Genomic DNA, 17,589 nt, shown 5'->3' with positions numbered 1-17,589 from the left:
CGGAACCGCCGCCCCCCGCGTCCCTACACCTCCGGCATCCCGGACATCCCACGCCCGCACACCCCTTATATACGCGATATACGCGGCGGAACCGGCCCGGCACATCCCCCTGAGCCGCCCCGCACGCGTCCCGGAACGGGCGCCCGGCCGTCCCGCCTGTGGCAGGAGACACACCCGCCCCGACCCGTCCCCCGCACGCTGGGCGTTTGACCCGGGCCCTACGCAGCCTTTTATTTTCCTTTACTTCTGCAAGCCCACTTTCGTTTGCCTTCAGCAACCAACGGCTTCTATGGTTGCCCTAAGCAACAAGATGCGCGGATGAGATGCCTGGGGGGCCCGTGGCCGTACGGAGCCAGTACGAAGAACTGGCCCGGCAGCTCAGCGCCGTCGGAGCCGTCAAACGAGGTCTCGCCCGCATGTTGCCCGCCGAATGCCCGGCCGGCTCCGCCGCCGTACTGGCACTTCTCCGTGAGCACGGCGAAATGCGGATCAGCAGACTGGCCGAACTCATGGCCATCGACATGTCCGTGACCAGCCGTCATGTCGCCCACGTGGCAGAACGCGGCTGGATCGAGCGGTCCCCCGACCCGGCGGACAAGCGGTCCCGCATCCTGCGGCTGACCCCCGCCGGACACGATCTGCTCAGTGGTCTGAACCAGCGGGTCACCGAACTTTTCGTCCACAACCTCGCCGACTGGTCCGACGACGAGGTCGGACAGCTCAACACGCTGCTGGCCCGGCTGCGTGACAGTTTCGCCTGCCGCGGCCCCGGGGGGTGCACCCCCGGAAGGCACGTCGGCGACTGTCGCTCGCGGCCTGTTGCCGACAGCGACAACGACGTGCACACCCGTACACCTGTGTAACAGAAGCAAAGACAAGGAACTCAATGGCTACGACCACACCAACCGGTGTGCGGGGCGGCCACGCCAAGCACGGGGGATCAGCCGATGCCTCGTCCGGCGCGCCGATGACACACCGGCAGATCATGGAGGCACTGGCCGGGCTGATGCTCGGCATGTTCGTCGCGATCCTGTCGTCGACGGTCGTCTCGAACGCCCTTCCCGAGATCATTTCCGACCTCGGCGGCGGCCAGAGCGCCTACACCTGGGTCGTCACGGCCTCACTGCTGGCGATGACCGCCACCACCCCCCTGTGGGGCAAGCTCTCCGACCTGTTCAGCAAGAAGCTGCTGGTCCAGATAGCGCTCATCATCTACGTCGCGGGCTCGGTCGTCGCCGGTATGTCGACCAGCAGCGGCATGCTGATCGCCTGCCGTGTCATCCAGGGCATCGGCACCGGCGGTCTCTCCGCCCTCGCGCAGATCGTGATGGCGGCGATGATCGCCCCGCGTGAGCGCGGTCGCTACAGCGGATACATCGGTGCGGTGTTCGCCGTCGCCACCGTCGGTGGTCCGCTGCTCGGTGGCGTCATCACCGACACCAGCTGGATGGGCTGGCGCTGGTGCTTCTACGTCGGTGTGCCGTTCGCCGTCATCGCGCTGATCGTGCTCCAGAAGACGCTGAAGCTCCCGGTCGTGAAGCGTGAGGTCAAGGTCGACTGGTGGGGTGCGTTCTTCATCAGTGCCGCCGTGTCGCTGCTCCTTCTCTGGGTGACCTTCGCGGGCGACAAGTACGACTGGCTCTCCTGGCAGACCGCCGCGATGCTGATCGGCTCCGCCGCCCTCGCCGCGCTCTTCATCGCCGTCGAGTCCAAGGCCAGCGAGCCGATCATCCCGCTGCGCCTCTTCCGTAACCGCACCATCACGCTGGCCTCGCTTGCCTCGCTGTTCGTCGGTATCGCGATGTTCGCGGGCACCGTCTTCTTCAGTCAGTACTTCCAGCTGGCGCGCGGCAAGTCGCCGACGATGTCCGGTGTCATGACGATCCCGATGATCGCGGGTCTGTTCATCTCCTCGACGGTCTCGGGCCAGATCATCACCAGGACCGGCCGCTGGAAGGCCTGGCTCGTCACCGGTGGCTTCCTGGTCACCGCCGGGCTCGGGCTGCTGGGCACCATCCGGTACGACACGGAGTACTGGCACATCGCGATCTTCATGGCCGTCATGGGTCTCGGCATCGGCATGATGATGCAGAACCTGGTGCTCGCCACGCAGAACCAGGTCGCTCCGTCCGACCTCGGCTCGGCCAGCTCCGTCGTCACCTTCTTCCGTTCGCTCGGTGGTGCGATCGGCGTCTCGGCGCTGGGCGCCGTCATGGCGAACCGGGTCACCCACTACGTCAAGGAAGGTCTCACGGAGCTCGGCCCCGATGGCGCCGCCATGGGCCACGGCGGCACCGGCGGCGGGGGCATCCCCAACCTGGACGCGCTGCCCGCCCCGTTCCGTACGGTCGTGGAGAGCGCCTACGGGCACGGTGTCGGCGATGTCTTCCTGTACGCCGCCCCGGCCGCACTGATCGCCTTCGTGATCACGATCTTCATCAAGGAGGTCGCGCTGAAGACGAACGCGGTGAGCGACGCCCCGGCCACGGCCGATTCCCCCGTCGCGGAGACGGTCGAGGCTCCGGCCATCGCGGCCGCACCAGTCTCCGAGGAATCGGCCGGGGGAACGGCCGGAGGCACCTCGGTCGACACCCTGGAAGCCCCCGTCGCCACCCTGCAGGGCGGCACGACCGTGCACGGTGTGGTGCGCGGCGCCGAGGGCGCCCCCGTCGCCCGGGCCGCCGTCACGCTGATCTCGCTGGCCGGCCGGCAGCTGGGGCGCTCCGTCGCCCAGGCCGACGGCGGCTACGCACTGGACGCGCCGGGCTCCGGCAGCTACGTCCTGATCGCGTCCGCGGACGGCTTCCAGCCGCAGGCGTCCACCGTGGTCGTCGGTGACGAGCCGCTCTCGTACGACATCCTGCTCTCGGGCACGAGCGGCCTGGCCGGGATCGTGCGGACCGCCGAGACCGCCGCGCCGGTCGAGGGCGCCGTGGTCATCGTGACCGATGTGCGCGGCGATGTGCTGGCCACCGGCAAGTCCGGTGAGACGGGCGAGTTCGCCTTCGGTGAGCTGGTCCCCGGCTCGGTGACCGTCGCGGTGAACGCCATCGGGTTCCGTCCGCTGGCGCTGCCGGTGGAGATCGGCGGCCAGGGTGTCACCCGGATCGAGGCCGCGCTGCAGGCCGGTGCGCTGGTGCAGGGTGTCGTGCGGGCCGGTTCCGGCCGGCGGCCGCTGCCGGATGCCCGGGTCACACTGGTCGATGCGGCGGGCAATGTCGTCGCCACCTCGACGACCGGGGAGGACGGGGCGTACGCCTTCGCCGACCTGGACGCGGGCGAGTACTCGGTCGTCGCGACCGGCTACCCGCCGGTCGCCGGCGCACTGACCGTGGCCGGTCGCGGGGTCGACGGCCACGACATCGAACTCGCCCACCCCGGCGAGTAACGACCTCGCCCACTGACAATCGTGGGCGAGGTGGTCACCACAGACCCCTGGCGGGTCGGCGTTTCGAGCGGAGACGCTGTACCGGCCGGTGGAAATGGGCCCCGGTGGCGGGGACGGCAGGCAGGGGACGGCCTGTCGTCCCCGCCCCGGGGCCCGACTCATTGAGTCATTGAGCAAGGAGAGAGAACGGATGGGACTTCGCGCACAGGTACGGACGCGGGACGGCTGGGCGGTCCAGCACGCGGTCGTGACGGTCACCGACATGACCGGCGCGCAGGTGGTGCGGGCCACTGCCGACGAGGACGGGACGGTGCGGAGCGACACCCCCCTGCAGGCCGGCGCGTACACAGTGATCGTCACGGCGGTCGGGTACGCCCCCGCCGCCTCCACCGCCCTCGTCACGGCGAGCGGGCGGGCCGAGGCGGGCACGGTGGTGCTGGCCCGCCAGGGAGGTGTGGAGCTGCCGCCGCCCGGCGCCTGGTCGCTGGACCCGGCGCACTCCTCGGTGGGCGCGGTCGCGCAGCATCTGGGGATCTCCAGCGTGCACGGCCGGTTCACCGAGTTCGGCGGCCGTATCCAGATCTCGGAGGAGGTCCACCGGTCCCGGGTCGACGCCGTCATCAACGCGGCCAGCATCGACACCGGCAACGGGATGCGCGACAAGCACCTGCGCTCCCCCGACTTCCTCGACTCGGACCGGTTCCCGGAGATCACCTACCGCTCCAACGGGCTGACCCCGGCGGGCCCCGACCGCTGGCTGGTCCACGGTGAGCTGTCGCTGCACGGCGTCGAGCGCCCGGTCGACCTGAACCTGAGCTACCTCGGGACGGGCCCGGACCCGTGGGGCGGGGTGCGTGCGGCGTTCAGCGCGACGACCGAGCTGCGTCGCGAGGACTTCGCCATGAACTACAACCAGGTGGTGCAGGCGGGTATCTCGGCGATCGGCACGACGCTGCGGATCGAGCTGGACATCCAAGCCGTGCAGGGTGAGTCCCTGCCGTCGTAGTCCGCGGACATGGCACCCCACATCGCTACGAACACCGCCGTGGAACTCGACGAGCTGCTGGCTTTCGTGCGTCCCCGGCACCGGGCGATCCTGCTGACCACCCGGTCCGACGGCCGTCCCCAGGGCGCCGGATTCGGTCGGGCCGCTCGTCGAGTACTTCCGGAACATCTCGGGTGAGCGCCCGGACTGGGACGAGTACCGGGCGGCGATGGTGAAACTGGGCAAGTCGATCATCCGGATCACTCCGGAGCGGTGGGGTCCGGTCGCCACCGGGGGCTTCCCCGCGTCTCTCGCGTCCGGCAGCTGACGGCCGTTCCCGGTGCCTCCCGGATGCCCACCCGGATACCGGCACGCCTTCCGTCTCCGGGCCTGCTCGCGCGGGCCCGGCTGCCGGCCGCGCTGCGGGGCGGACCGCTGGTGAGGTCCACGGCGTGAACGGCGGTGGTGAGATTCCACCGTGTGAACGCCGGTGGTGAGGTTCCACGGCGTGAACGCCGGTACGGAAGCGTGAACGCCTGTACGGACGCCCTGCCGGCCGCGGGACCGTGGCCGTCCGGGGCCGACGCACGGCCGGGCCGGGACGGGACGGATCTCAGCGGTCCCGCATCGCCTCGATGCCCGCGATCAGCAGGTCCAGGGCGAAGGTGAAGTCCCGGTCGCGCATCTCCTCGACCGTGTCGCCGCCACGGGCGTCCATCAGGTTCTGCGAGCACTCGACGACACGGCTGAGCTGCGGCTGGCTCCGGATGGCGCCCAGGGCCTGCTGGAAGAACTCGTCCTGGCTGACCCCGCTCTCCGCGCTGCGCTGCACGAAGTGGGCCTCGATGGTGCCGAATCCGTACACGAACTGGAAGACCGCGGAGAGCGCGCCCGTCTGCTGGTGCAGCGGCAGCCCCGTCGCCCGGACCACGTCCTGCATGGTGTGCGAGAACAGCATCGCGTACGGGCCCATGTTGAGGAAATGGCCGGCGAGCGGTGACACCCAGACGTGACGGCTCAGCAGTTCCCGGTAGGAGACGGCGAGTGCGCGCAGCCGGTCGTGCCAGTGCGCGTCCTCGCGCGGGGGTGCGATCTCGCGGTAGACCGAGTCGAGGGCCAGCTCCAGCAGATCGTCCTTGGTGTCCACGTACCAGTAGAGGGACATCGCGGTGACGTCCAGCTCGGCGGCGAGCCGGCGCATGGAGAACTTGGCGAGGCCCTCGGCGTCCAGCAGCCGGACCGACGCCGCGGTGATCTTCTCCCGGTCGAGGCCGGTCGGCTGGTCCGATTTACGGGTGCGCGACGGCACCCGCTGTTCCAGCCACACACTGGTCCTGGCAGGGTTCTTCACACGGTCGGCCGCGGACACCATGGCGCACTCTCCTCTTCTTGCCGGCGGGACGGACCGGATGCGTACCCGCGCGCAGGAACGGATACGTGCCCGCGCGCAGGTACGGGATACGTACCCGCGCGCGAGGGCCGGATACGTACCCGCGCGCCCGAAACGGATTCGCACGGTCCGATGCGCCCCGCCTCGATGCTATGCCGATGCCGCGGCGTCGGCCGAGCCCGCCCGGGCGGGCTCCGCCCGCTCCGCACGGCGCAGGAGCGCCGCGGCCAGCAGGCCGCCGGCCAGTACCGCCACCGCCCCGACGAGCTGGCTGGTCTCCAGCCCCGAGGCGTAGGCGTCCGTGATCCGCGCCCGCTCCCCGTCGTCGGTGGCCGAGGCCAGCGCCGCGGGCAACGAGGCCGCCCCGACGGCGGCCGGCACGAGCGCCCCGAACCGGGAGTTGAGCACCGCGCCGAGGACGGCGACCCCCAGCCCGTTGCCGAATTCGGCGAGCGTGCCGTTGACCCCCGCGCCCACGCCCGCCTTCTCCGGTGGAATGGCGCTCATGATCGCGTTGGCCATGGCGGGCATGGCGAGCGCGATGCCCGCGCCCATCACGACCAGACCGAGCAGCATGCCGCCGTAGCCGTCGCCGCCGAGCAGCGCGACCGCGGCGAGACCGGCGGCCAGCAGGCTCATCCCGGCCGCGATGGTCACCGGCGTGCCCAGCTTGGGCACCAGCCTCGCGCCCAGTCCGGTGAGGTTGAGGGCGACGACGCTCAGTGCCAGCGGAGCCGTCCGCAGACCGGCCTCCAGCGGCCCGTAGCCGAGGACGAACTGGAGCTGCTGGGTGAGCAGGAAGAGCGAGCCGCCCATCCCGAAGGCGACCAGGATCGCGCCGGCGACCGCGCCGACGAACTTCTGGTTCCGGAAGAAGTGCATGTCCAGCATCGGGTACGGGATGTGCAGCTCCCACAGCACGAATCCGGTGAGGACGGCGACCCCGATGAAGGCGGTCAGCAGCACCCTGCCCGATGCCCAGCCGTGTTCCGGGCCGGAGATGATCGCGTACACGACGGATGCCATACCGATGGTGGAGAGCAGCGCGCCGAGCAGGTCGGGACGCTCGCCGCTGGGGTTCTTGGACTCCGGGACGAGCCGGGTCACGGCGACCAGTCCGATGACCGCGACCGGGATGTTGATCAGGAAGATCGCACCCCACCAGAAGTGGTCGAGCATCACGCCGCCGATCAGCGGCCCGATGGCGAAGCCGAGCGAGCTGACGGTCGACCAGATACCGATGGCCTTGACCCGCTCGGAATCGTCGAAGATCTGCACGATGACGGCCAGGGTCGTCGTCATCAGCAGCGCACCGCCGATGCCCATGCCCGCGCGGGCGGCGATCAGCTGCGCGGACGACTGGGCGAGCCCGGCCACCAGCGAGCCGATGCCGAACAGGGCGAGGCCGGCGACCAGCATCTTCTTGCGGCCGTAGCGGTCGGCGGAGCTGCCGGCCGTGAGCAGCAGGCCCGACTGGACCAGCGAATAGGCGTTGATCATCCATTGCACGTCGGCGGTGGAGGCGTCCAGCTCCCGGGTGAGGGAGGGGATCGCCACGTTGAGCACGGTGTTGTCGAGCAACACGGTGAGCTGGGCGAGGCAGATGACGCCGAGGATCAGCCAGCGTTGCGGATGGCTCGGCGGCGCAAGGTGGTTCTGCTCGGCGGCGGTCGCCGTCATACGGACTCCCGGTTCTGTTCCTTATACGGCGTACAGGGGCAAGACATACACCGTATAGCTCGCCTCATACGGTGTACAACCCATTTCCGCGCGGTACCGTGCTCGCCGCTGATCCGACAAGGACTGGAGTGGTATGTCACTGCGTCGTCGTACGGTGGACGTTCTCATCGCAGCGGGCCTGCTGGGGGCCGCCCTCGCACCTCCCGCGTCGGCCGCCGGGCAGGGGCACGCGGTGCCGCTGCGCGTGGCCACGTACAACATCCACGCGGGCGCAGGCATGGACAACGTCTTCGATCTCGACCGGCAGGCGGCCGAGCTGCGCGCGCTGGACGCCGATGTGATCGGCCTCCAGGAGGTCGACGTCCACTGGGGCACCCGCAGCGAGTGGCGCGATCTGGCGGGTGAGCTGGCCGCACGGCTGCACATGTATGTCTCGTTCGCCCCGGTATACAGCCTCGACCCCGGGACTCCGGGGGCGCCCCGGCGCGAGTTCGGGGTCGCGGTGCTGTCCAGGTACCGGATCGCGAGCGCCGAGAACCACGAGATCACCCGGCTCTCCACCCAGGACCCGGACCCCGTGCCGGCCCCCGCGCCCGGCTTCGGCGAAGTGGTCCTTCGGGTGGAGGGACTGCCCGTGCACGTGTACGTGACGCATCTCGACTACCGCGCCGACCCGTCCGTGCGGGCCGCCCAGGTCGCCGACACCCGCCGGATCATGGCGGAGGACAGGGCCCCCGGCCGGCAGAAGGTGCGGCAGATCCTGCTCGGCGACTTCAACGCGGTCCCGGCCGCTCCCGAACTCGCCCCGCTGTGGGAGGAACTGACGGACATCGAGCCCGGCGGCCCGACGTACCCGGCGCAGGATCCGGTGCGGCGGATCGACTACGTGGCAGTGTCGAAGGATTCCGTACGGGTACGTGACGCGGCGGTGGCCGAGACGCTCGCCTCGGACCACCGCCCGGTTGTCGCCGACCTGCTGCTGCGGCGCTGAGGGGCTTGCAGGCAATCAAGGTGTTGCTTCCCTGCAAGCCCTTCGGCCAAGGGCTGTCCCGCTCTTCGGCCGGGTCAAGCCGTGGAAGTCGGCCGGGTCAGGTCGTAGAAGCCGGGCGGGTCAGGCCGTAGAAGGTGGCACTGCCGGCCGCGGTGTCCGCCGCGGCCAGGGCGCTCTGCTGGGCGCCGGTCAACGGCTGTCCGCCATCCTCGGCTCCCGGCCCCGGCCCCGGTCGCGGCGACGACGTGGTGGAGCTCTCCGTGACCACCCTCGACTCGGTGACCGAGCCGTCCATGAGAACCGCCCCGAAGGCGCCCACGGGCAGCCCGCGCGCATCGACGAAGGCCAGGAGGTCGCCGCTCCGCGGCGCACCGACGGGCATCGGTCCCCCGCCGCCGGGCGGCTTCGAGGCCCGCATGGCGATGGAGTGCAGCTGGTCGTCGAGCCTGCCGTACATGTAGCTGCGGTAGGCGAAAGTGGTGACCGCCCCGATCACCGCGGCGACCACGACGATCAGCGTCACCGCCGAGACCACGAGCCGGGTCCGCAGCGTCCACGGCCCCGCCACCGGTCCGGACGCCTGCCCGCCGGTCTACTCACCCGGCTTGATGAGATACCCCGCCCCGCGCCGGGTGTGGATCATCGGCGACCGTCCGGCGTCGATCTTCTTGCGCAGGTACGAGATGTAGAGCTCGACGACGTTCGCCTGCCCGCCGAAGTCGTAGTTCCACACCCGGTCGAGGATCTGCGCCTTGCTCAGCACCCGCCGCGGATTGCGCATCAGAAAGCGCAGCAGCTCGAACTCGGTCGCGGTGAGGTGGATGGACGTACCGCCCCGGCCGACCTCATGGCTGTCCTCGTCCAGGGTCAGATCGCCGACGACGAGCGTCGACTCGCTGCGTACGGCCGTCGTGCCGGACCGCCGGATCAGCCCGCGCAGCCGCGCCACGACCTCCTCCAGGCTGAACGGCTTGGTGACGTAGTCGTCGCCGCCCGCCGTCAGCCCGGCGATCCGGTCCTCCACCGCGTCGCGCGCGGTCAGGAACAGCACGGGGACCCCGGAGAGCTCCCGCCGCAGTCTGCCCAGTACGGCGAGCCCGTCCGCGTCGGGCAGCATCACGTCGAGGATCACCACGTCGGGCCGGAAGTCGCGCGCCATCCGTACGGCACCGGCACCGTCCCCTGCGCTGCGCACCTCCCAGCCCTCGTAGCGCAGGGCCATGGAGAGCAGTTCGGCGAGCGGGGCCTCGTCGTCCACCACCAGCACACGGACGGGGCTGCGGTCCGCCCTCAGCAGCTCGGTACGCCCCTGGGGCGAGGTCGTCGTCGTCATGCCTCAACCCTGTGAGGCCCCTCTGAGAGGTCCCTTTCCCGATTCTGTGAATTCCCTGAGAAAACCCGGGCGGAGCGCCCTCTCCCGAACCGCCGGTCCAGCCGCCCGGTCCGGTCACTCCACGGCGAACAACGCGCGCGCGTTGTCGTGACAGACCGCGCGCAGCCAGTCGTCCCCCAGCTCCAGCCGTTCCAGCACGTACAGCTGATGCGCATACGGATACGGGATGTTCGGGAAGTCCGTGCCCAGCAGGATCCGGTCCCCGAGCGCCGCGAGCCGCCCCCGCTCGGCCACCGGGAACGGATTGAACTCCTCCGTGAAGTCCGTGAACGCCATCGTCGTGTCGAGCCGTACCTCGGGGTACCTCTCCGCGAGCGCCAGGAACTCCGCGTACTCCGGCATCCCCAGGTGCGCCACGATCAGCCGGAGCCGCGGATGGCGGGCGAGCAGCCGGCCGACCGGTTCGGGCCCCGTGTGCTTGCCGGGCGCCGGTCCGGAGCCGCAGTGCATCACCACCGGGATCCCGGCTTCCGCGAGCAGCCCCCACACGGGCTCCAGCAGCGGGTCGTTGGCGTCGTACGCGCCGACCTGGAGGTGCGACTTGAAGACCCGCGCCCCCGCCTCCACGGCCTCGCGCACGTACCGTTCCACGCCCTCCTCCGGGAAGAACGTCGCGGTGTGCAGACAGTCCGGCACCCGGTGCGCGAAGTCGGCCGCCCAGCCGTTCAGCCAGGCCGCCATCCCCGCCTTGTGCGGATAGAGCATCGAGGTGAACCGGAGCACACCGAACGAGCGCAGCAGCCCCAGCCGCTCGTCCTCGTCGTGCCGGTACTCGATCGGCCACTCCATCCCGGTCAGCGGCCCCGCGGAGTCGAAGTACGCCCAGACCTTGCGAAGCACCCGCTCCGGCATGAAGTGCGTATGGACATCGATGATCCCGGGCAGTCCCAGCCGCTCCCAGAACCGCACGACGTCGTCGGCGTCACTCCTCATCGCGTTCCCCTCTCGCTGTCCAACCCCCGACGATCTCAGAACAGCCCGCCCTGCACGCCGCCGCCCCCGATGTCGGCCACCGGTACCCCCACCCCGGCCCGCGCGCCGGCGCCCGCCAGTTCCCATCCGGTCATCAGCCGGGTGTCCAGCACCACACCCCCGTGCGTCACCGTCTCCAGATGCAGATCGGGCCCGGCCGCCGCCACCAGCCGCCCCGCGACCACGCCCCCGTCCACCAACTCGGTGACCGCCCACGCAACCTCGACCGTGCCGTCGAGACCGAACACCCCGGCGTGGTCGACCGCCTCGAACGGCAACCGCTCCAGCGACTCCGGCCACCCGGCCCCCTCCAGCGCCACGGCCCGCCCGTAGAGCTCCGCCACCTCGGCGCGCCGCTCCGCCGCCCCCGGCAGCGCCGCGCGCACGGCCCGCTTCCTGGCGTACGGAATCCGGTCCGGCACCCCGAGCGCCGACCGCAGCAGCTCCTCGGTCCGCCGCGCCGCCATCAACGGCCCCCGCCCCAGCCAGCTGAACACCACGGCGCCCTGCTCCCGCAGCCGCGCCGCCTCCCGCTCCTCGGCGGTGATCCCGACCTTCACCATCCCCGGCCCGAACCAGGCGAGGTACACGCGGTACGTCCGAGGGTCGTCGGCGATCGTGTCGGCGGCCACCGAGTGCGCCCGGTCCAGCCGCGCACACTCCGGACACCGCGCCCCCGTACTCCGCCCCGGCACCGCGGCCCCGACCGGACACGCGTTGCCGCGCGCCCCGACACAGCGCCGCCGCCCGACCGCTCGGAACCCGAGCTCCGTCCCGAAGGCCGGCGCGCTCACCCGCACGACCCCGCCCCGCCGCCACCCCAGCACGGGCGGCCCCTGCACGTCCGGCCACCGCAGTCCGGTGCACTCCCATCCCATGCGCGAACTCCCGGATTCCGATCCATGTGGAGGGAAAGCCAAAAGACCCCGGACCCGTCCGGGGGCCTCTTGCCACTGTGCACTCGGCAGGATCCGAACCTGCAACCTTCTGATCCGTAGGATCGGGCAGCACGTGACGAGGATCCCCGGCAACCTCCCGTCAGGATCGCCCAGGATAGCGATCACGTGCCCCAATACGCCGTCGCCGCCGCGAAGGTCGCCGGCAACGCCACGCTCCTGGACACCAAGAACGTGACCTCGGTCACCCGAGGCAACGGCACGTCCAGCAAGGGTGTCTACTGCGTGAAGGTCTCGGCCCGCGCTGTCCACGACCTGGCCACGGCGGCGATCGTCGCCACGCTCAACAACAGCCGAGGCGAGATCACCGCCATCGGCGCACCGCACTCCTGCTGCGGCAACAACGCCGACACCATTACGGTCGTCACCAGCGACAGCAGCGGTACCGCTGCGGACCGGCCGTTCACCGTAGCCGTCCTGTAGCAGCGCACCACCAGTCGAGGGGGCCCGGCTCGCACCGGGCTCCCTCTGCTCTGCCCGCGGTGATCCGACGCGGGGACACCGGCCGCAGAGTTCCCGGCTCAAGCCCGGGGCAGGCGAGCCGGCCCGAGGGCCACGTTCCAGACGCCGCGAAGAACCCCGACTTCCCCGGCACCGAGAACGGCGTCACGAACAACAAGCCGCCCAGCAAACGCCCGACCATGGACCGCGTCAACCACGGACCGCCGCCTCCGGGACACAGATGAGGTCGCCACACCACACAGAGTGTCGCGACGACGCCTGGAATCCGCCGATAGTTCTCACTGGTGGCCTGGCTCCAGTTGCGCCTTGGTTTGACACTAAAGCGACGAATCGTCAGGTCCGAGTGGCTTTTCTTCCCGCAGACAGACGACGGTCCCGGTTGTGGCAGCGGTGTGCAGTGCTTCCAGAGTGCGCATATGCGCGGCGAGTGGCGTGTTGGTCAGTTCGTCCAGCCCTAGAAAGGCGTGCCGATCGTGCTCGGGGCTCAATCGGATCGCGGGGTTGTCCGCGAGGGTGCCTCCGTACCAAAAGAAGTCGAGCACCGGTCCGGTGCCGCCGACATCGACGCGGTGGTCGTAGCCGATCAGACGCGGGGCGGGGTTCACCGTGAGTCCCGTCTCCTCGTGCAACTCTCGCCGCGCTGCGGTCAACGGGTCTTCGCCATGGTCGAGCATCCCGCCCGGCAACCACCAGGTGCCGCCGCCCGGGTCGCTTTCGGCGTAGCGCAGCATGAGCATCCGGCCCTGCTGGTCGAGAAGCACGACGCAGGAGGCGATGAGTGCCTGGGGCTGGGTCTTGACCCATTCCTGGCGGGGCAGCCAGGGCCTGGCGGACTCGCCCGGGATGCCGGGAGTTTCTGTCGTGCGGGTGGGATTCTGGTGCGTCATGGGGTGCGGGCCTCTTCCTGGTCGGGTTGGCTCTGGAGTGTGAGCGCGAGAGTTTCCGGGCCGGCGCTGCTGCGCTCGCCGGAGGCGAACGTCTCAAGTCGCTGCACCGTTCCGGCTTCGAGATGGGCGACTGCGCCGATCGCGAGTGCCTGGAGGCCGATGAGCGCGCGTGTGCGCGCGTCTTCCGGGAGATCTGCGATGGCCCGATTGGTGGGCGGGGCACGTAGGACGGCCCACGGGTCGCGATAGCTGAGGAAGGCGGTGTTCTCGCGGGTGATCGGTCCGGGTCAAGGGGAAGCTTCACCGGCAGCTACCCCCAGGTGTCAGGCCAATGGATGCACAGCATCGCGCAGCTGTCACCCGGGCTTATCAAAATGAGCGGAATCGCCGTCCGGATCACGAAGGTTGAAGCAATGGACCCAAGGCGGCCCAAGGGCACTGAAGTCTGGTCGGTGGGTCGGTGAGCTGGCACCGAGCGTGGACTTGAGCGCGGCACCTGTCACCGTTTGGGCATTCCAGTTGTCACCATCTGGGGTTTTCCGCTCTAGTTGTCACCAACTTCGCTGGACCGGGGCTGCGACGGTGATCTCCGTGATGCGGCTTCGGGGGGGGCGGGCTCCTTTTTGGGGCGCGGAGGAGATACGCGCGAAAGGGGACACTCCGTGACGCTGCGCTAAGACCTGTTGCAGTGTGCTATGAGCAATGTGGCTGACCGTAGTTGGCCCGTGGAGGGAGATACGCCGGTAACTGACTCGCCGGAAGCAACTTTCGCGCCGAAACCCACGTCTGCCAGTAGGAACGGGACCGAACCCCACCGACCCATACATGAACGGAGCTTTCGGTGCTCATAGGACTGATCACCGCCGTGGCAGCATCGATCTGTTACGGCACGGGCTCCGTCCTTCAGGCCGTCGGATCACGGAAGTCAGCCCGCCGGGAGGCCGCCGCGGGCAGCGTGACCCAGCACGGTGGCCCGAGCCTGTCGTCCACTGCGAAGGCGGCGATGACCTGGGAGTTCATCGTCGGGACCATCCTGGACTTCGTCGGCTTCGGGCTCGGCGCACTGGCAGCGCGCCTCCTGCCGCTGTTCCTGTCGCAGACCGTGATCAGCGCCAACTTGGTGATCACGGCGGTGCTGAGCACCAAGCTCCTCGGCATCCGCCTCAACCGCGCCGAGTGGACCTCGATTGCTGTGGTCTGCTCCGCGCTGGTGCTTCTGGCGACGGCGGCGGGCCCGGAAGGCAGCGGCGACACCCCGATCTCCACGCACTGGTGGCTGCTGGGGATCTCGCTGCTCCTGATCGTGGGCGGCACCGTGGTCGTACGCCTACTGGGGGCGCGCGCCGCGATCCTGGCCGGCCTGCTGTCCGGGCTGGGCTTCGGCGCCCTCGGTGTCGGGGTCCGTGTGCTGAACGGCATCGACCCCTTCGACCCGGGAGCGCTGCTCTGCGACCCGGCGCTCTACGCGATCCTGGTGGCAGGCATCGGCGGCATGTACCTGCACACGGTCGCCCTGCAGATCGGCTCGGTCAACGGCGCCACCGCCGCGCTGGTCGTCGGCGAGACCGTCCTGCCGGGCATCATCGGCGTGCTGTGGCTCGGCGATGCCTCCCGTCCCGGCTTCGCCTGGGCGGCGATCACCGGGTTCGTGCTCGCCGTATCGGGCGCGGTGGCAGTGGCCTGGTTCGGGTCCCCGAAAGGGCACGGCAGCGACCCTGAGGCGGCGCCCGTGACACCCGCCAAGGACGCCCGGACGTCCGCGGGGATCTGACCCGGCACCAGATGCGCCGAACCTCCAACGCTCGGCCGCCGTACGGGAGTCTGGTGGCCAAACCGACGACTCGCCTGCGCATCGTCTCTTCCGTCCGGCATCGTTGCTACCGATATCGGGCACCCAGATGCTCAGTGGCAGGTGTCGCGCCCAAGTGGCAACTATCTCGCCCAGTCACACGATGTCAGCCGACCGGATTCCTCCTGCCGGGAATGTCAGTGGCTGGTGGCAGACTCCGTCGGCATGAGCGATCAGGTGCGCATAAGAGACGTCGGACAGGCCGATCTGGAGGAGTTCTTCGCGCAGGAGCACGACCCTGAAACCGTCCAGCGGTCGAATTTCCCGCCCCGGGAACGGGAAGCCTTCATGACCCATTGGGCAACGAAGGTCCTTGGGGACCCCACCGTCTTCGTGCAGGCCGTCACCGTCGACGGAGAACTGGCGGGCAACGTGGTGGCGTGGTGGGGCGAGGGCCGGCGCTTCATTGGATACCGGTTCGGCAGGCAGTACTGGGGGCGGGGCATCGGTACGCAGGCACTGACGCTGTTCCTGGAGCGGGAGAAGGCCCGTCCTCTGCACGCCGATCCCTTCATTGGGAACACCGGCTCGGTGCGACTGCTGGAGAAACACGGCTTCCGGCGTACCGAGACGGTCTGGTATGGCGAGCATGAGCACATCATGCTGGTGCTCGACGAGAACCCCGCCTAAGCCCACCACCAGCCCCCACGGGCAGGAGCGTGGGCGCGGCCAGAGCCGGGAAGCGCGCCCGGCGGAGCGCAGCGCAGCCGAGCGCCTTGACTCGATCGTGAAGCCCAACCTGGCCCCGCTGTCGTACGTCTCGTTCGAGGGGTACGTGGGGCTCTGCATCTCCCCGCACCTCGGTGCGGAAGGGGCTGGACAAGCTCACCGTGCGAGACGTGCGGGAATGGCTCACCGTGCGAGACGCGCGGGAATGGCTCACCAAGCTGGACCCCCTCTGCCAGTGCTGCGCCCAGGGCAAGGATGCCAAGCGGGACCCGGCTCGGCAGAAGTGCTGTGCGGTCGGGGACTGCTGCGAGTCGTATCCCTCCCGCCGGGTGGTGCAGGCGTCCCGTGATGCTCTGCGAGCCGCGCTGACCCATGCGGTCACGGAGGAGAAGATCGGCGCTGCCCGCGCTCTGCCTCAAGGCGCTTCGGATGCGTCGGGCTCAGCAGGTGGGCGACCGGAAGGCCGCCGGGAATCTCTGGCAGGACACTCACGGCCCGGTCTTCACGACCAAGTACGGCGCCCCGATCGAGCCGGGGAACCTCACCCGGATCTTCGCCCTTCGGGCTCGTCGTGCCGGCCTCCGGGGCATCCCCCTGCGGAACACCCGACACACATGCAGTTCACTCCTGGTCGCGCTCGAGATCCACTCCACCCGAAGATGGCACAGCGCATCCTCCGCCATTCACAGATCACGATGACGATGGAGGTCTGCGCCGAGGCGAGCGAGGAAGAAGTACGCGACGCGATCGGCAAGCTGTCCGACGCGATGGGCGGCACCAGCTGACACGGTTGCTGTACTTCGCTGCTGTATGCCTAGGCAACGCCAGAGGCCCCGGATCTCTCCGGGGCCTCTGGCCTGCTGTGCACTCGGCAGGATTCGAACCTGCAACCTTCTGATCCGTAGTCAGATGCTCTATCCGTTAAGCTACGAGTGCTTGTGCTTTCCGGGCTTTTCTGCCTGGTCGGCGTTGCGAGAACAACATTACATGACCTGCGCCGTAGCGCGAAATCCTTAAGCCAGACCATCCCTGACCTGCGAAAACGCCCTGTTTGGCAGCGCCGGGCGCGCACTGCCGGACCGGACGTCCGAGCGAGCCATACGCCGTTCGGGGCCGGATACGACCGAAGCCCCGTGCCGGTGGCACGGGGCTTCGGTGATGCAGCGGAGGCGGAGGGATTTGAACCCTCGATGGGCTTTAAGACCCAAACCGCATTAGCAGTGCGGCGCCATAGACCGGACTAGGCGACGCCTCCAGCACACCCCGCGCGAGCGCGAGTGGTGCGTGCAGATGATGTCACAGCTGAGTACTGCGTCACCAATCGCTGCCTACGGTACTAGGCAGTCGGCCACGAGGGCAAAGCGCCTGCCGTTGCGCAACGCCGTGGCGTGCCGAGCGTTAGTGAGGACGGAGGCCGTTCGCCCCCGTCGAAGCGCCCGAGCACAGGAGCCCGTATGTTGCGCCGTCTCGCCCTCACCGCCGTCGCGTCCCTCGCCGCCCTGACCGCCGCCGCGCCGGCCGCGACCGCGGCCGGAGGATCCTTTCCGCTGCCGCTGCCGCTGCTGCACGAGGACGATGCCCGTACGCGGCTGACGGTGACGGTCTCGGGTTCGGGAGCCCCCGCGACCGAGGGCGTCTTCGAGCTGGAGTGCGCGCCGGCGGGCGGCAGCCACCCGGCGGCGCAGCCGGCCTGCGACCGGCTGGAGGAACTGGCGCAGGAGGGCGCGAACCCGTTCGCGCCGGTGCCCGGGGACGCGCTGTGCACGCAGCAGTTCGGAGGTCCGGCCACCGCCCGGGTCACCGGTACCTGGCAGGGACGGAGCATCGACACGGTCTTCGGCCGGCGCAACGGCTGCGAGATTTCGCGCTGGAACAACCTGCGGCCCGTGCTCCCCAACGTCCGGTGAGCGGGGGCCCTTACCCCTGTCCGGGGCACCGTATGCACAGAACCTTGGTGAGAGCTCCCC

At 69.7% G+C, this 17,589-nt stretch carries 15 protein-coding genes, 2 tRNA genes and 2 pseudogenes; 10 read left to right on the top strand and 9 right to left on the bottom strand.

Translation table 11 applies throughout. The features are described from left to right. The first annotated feature begins 338 nt into the window (after window positions 1–338). The 4 genes and pseudogenes from ACF08M_RS28540 (at window position 339) to ACF08M_RS28525 (ending at window position 4,701) form a co-directional block, all read left to right on the top strand. Window positions 339–863: a MarR family winged helix-turn-helix transcriptional regulator gene (locus tag ACF08M_RS28540; RefSeq protein ID WP_392188193.1), complete on the top strand. Its 525-nt coding sequence runs from the start codon at window positions 339–341 to the stop codon at window positions 861–863. A 23-nt stretch (window positions 864–886) separates the two neighbouring features. After that, window positions 887–3,388 carry an MFS transporter gene (locus ACF08M_RS28535; protein ID WP_392188133.1) on the top strand — a complete coding sequence of 834 codons (2,502 nt, stop codon included), beginning with the start codon at window positions 887–889 and terminating at the stop codon, window positions 3,386–3,388. A 190-nt stretch (window positions 3,389–3,578) separates the two neighbouring features. Continuing rightward, entirely contained in the window at window positions 3,579–4,394 is an 816-nt protein-coding gene (locus ACF08M_RS28530; RefSeq protein WP_392188132.1) for a YceI family protein, read from the top strand. Window positions 4,395–4,403: 9 nt separating this feature from the next. After that, window positions 4,404–4,701 (top strand): annotated as a pseudogene (locus ACF08M_RS28525) (hypothetical protein). 285 nt (window positions 4,702–4,986) lie between these two features. Here ACF08M_RS28525 and ACF08M_RS28520 read toward each other — a convergent pair. Next, complete coding sequence (locus ACF08M_RS28520) at window positions 4,987–5,745, bottom strand: TetR/AcrR family transcriptional regulator (RefSeq protein ID WP_392188131.1); 759 nt, start codon at window positions 5,743–5,745, stop codon at window positions 4,987–4,989. A gap of 168 nt (window positions 5,746–5,913) precedes the next feature. Next, a complete protein-coding gene (locus tag ACF08M_RS28515; RefSeq protein ID WP_392188130.1) occupies window positions 5,914–7,443 on the bottom strand; it encodes an MFS transporter in 1,530 nt (509 codons plus the stop codon). Between the two features lie 133 nt (window positions 7,444–7,576). Here ACF08M_RS28515 and ACF08M_RS28510 point away from each other — a divergent pair, with 133 nt between their 5' ends. Continuing rightward, window positions 7,577–8,434 carry an endonuclease/exonuclease/phosphatase family protein gene (locus ACF08M_RS28510; RefSeq protein WP_392188129.1) on the top strand — a complete coding sequence of 286 codons (858 nt, stop codon included), beginning with the start codon at window positions 7,577–7,579 and terminating at the stop codon, window positions 8,432–8,434. A gap of 97 nt (window positions 8,435–8,531) precedes the next feature. On the opposite strand, the gene ACF08M_RS28505 is transcribed toward ACF08M_RS28510, so the two are convergent. The 4 genes from ACF08M_RS28505 to ACF08M_RS28490 form a co-directional block, all read right to left on the bottom strand. Further along, window positions 8,532–9,002 carry a hypothetical protein gene (locus ACF08M_RS28505; protein WP_392188128.1) on the bottom strand — a complete coding sequence of 157 codons (471 nt, stop codon included), beginning with the start codon at window positions 9,000–9,002 and terminating at the stop codon, window positions 8,532–8,534. Between the two features lie 24 nt (window positions 9,003–9,026). Then, entirely contained in the window at window positions 9,027–9,767 is a 741-nt protein-coding gene (locus ACF08M_RS28500) for a response regulator transcription factor (RefSeq protein ID WP_392188127.1), read from the bottom strand. A gap of 114 nt (window positions 9,768–9,881) precedes the next feature. Beyond that, window positions 9,882–10,760, bottom strand: a complete 879-nt coding sequence (locus ACF08M_RS28495) for an amidohydrolase family protein (RefSeq protein ID WP_392188126.1) — start codon at window positions 10,758–10,760, stop codon at window positions 9,882–9,884. A gap of 35 nt (window positions 10,761–10,795) precedes the next feature. After that, a complete protein-coding gene (locus tag ACF08M_RS28490; RefSeq protein ID WP_392188125.1) occupies window positions 10,796–11,677 on the bottom strand; it encodes a DUF2797 domain-containing protein in 882 nt (293 codons plus the stop codon). A 186-nt stretch (window positions 11,678–11,863) separates the two neighbouring features. Between ACF08M_RS28490 and ACF08M_RS28485 the strand changes: the two genes are divergently transcribed. Then, window positions 11,864–12,178, top strand: coding sequence for a hypothetical protein (locus ACF08M_RS28485; RefSeq protein ID WP_392188124.1), 315 nt, complete (start codon window positions 11,864–11,866; stop codon window positions 12,176–12,178). Between the two features lie 356 nt (window positions 12,179–12,534). On the opposite strand, the gene ACF08M_RS28480 is transcribed toward ACF08M_RS28485, so the two are convergent. Further along, window positions 12,535–13,104, bottom strand: a complete 570-nt coding sequence (locus tag ACF08M_RS28480; protein ID WP_392188123.1) for an NUDIX hydrolase — start codon at window positions 13,102–13,104, stop codon at window positions 12,535–12,537. 841 nt (window positions 13,105–13,945) lie between these two features. Here ACF08M_RS28480 and ACF08M_RS28475 point away from each other — a divergent pair. The 3 genes and pseudogenes from ACF08M_RS28475 to ACF08M_RS28465 all read left to right on the top strand — a co-directional run. Then, window positions 13,946–14,875, top strand: coding sequence for a hypothetical protein (locus tag ACF08M_RS28475; RefSeq protein WP_392188122.1), 930 nt, complete (start codon window positions 13,946–13,948; stop codon window positions 14,873–14,875). 243 nt (window positions 14,876–15,118) lie between these two features. Further along, window positions 15,119–15,583, top strand: a complete 465-nt coding sequence (locus ACF08M_RS28470) for a GNAT family N-acetyltransferase (protein WP_392188121.1) — start codon at window positions 15,119–15,121, stop codon at window positions 15,581–15,583. An 85-nt stretch (window positions 15,584–15,668) separates the two neighbouring features. Further along, a pseudogene (locus ACF08M_RS28465) lies at window positions 15,669–16,407 on the top strand (site-specific integrase); the annotation flags it as partial. A gap of 78 nt (window positions 16,408–16,485) precedes the next feature. Here the strand turns inward: ACF08M_RS28465 and ACF08M_RS28460 are convergent. Beyond that, window positions 16,486–16,558 (bottom strand) — tRNA-Arg (locus tag ACF08M_RS28460). A gap of 228 nt (window positions 16,559–16,786) precedes the next feature. Beyond that, window positions 16,787–16,877, bottom strand: a tRNA-Ser gene (locus ACF08M_RS28455). Window positions 16,878–17,076: 199 nt separating this feature from the next. On the opposite strand from ACF08M_RS28455, the gene ACF08M_RS28450 reads away from it, so the two are divergent. Continuing rightward, entirely contained in the window at window positions 17,077–17,529 is a 453-nt protein-coding gene (locus ACF08M_RS28450) for an SSI family serine proteinase inhibitor (RefSeq protein WP_392188120.1), read from the top strand. The last annotated feature ends 60 nt before the right edge of the window (window positions 17,530–17,589 follow it).

The organism is Streptomyces sp. NPDC015032, from assembly GCF_043080425.1.
Lineage (GTDB): Bacteria > Actinomycetota > Actinomycetes > Streptomycetales > Streptomycetaceae > Streptomyces.
The sequence above is the reverse complement of the archived record's forward strand: the minus strand, read 5'-3'. Positions and strand labels throughout refer to the sequence as shown.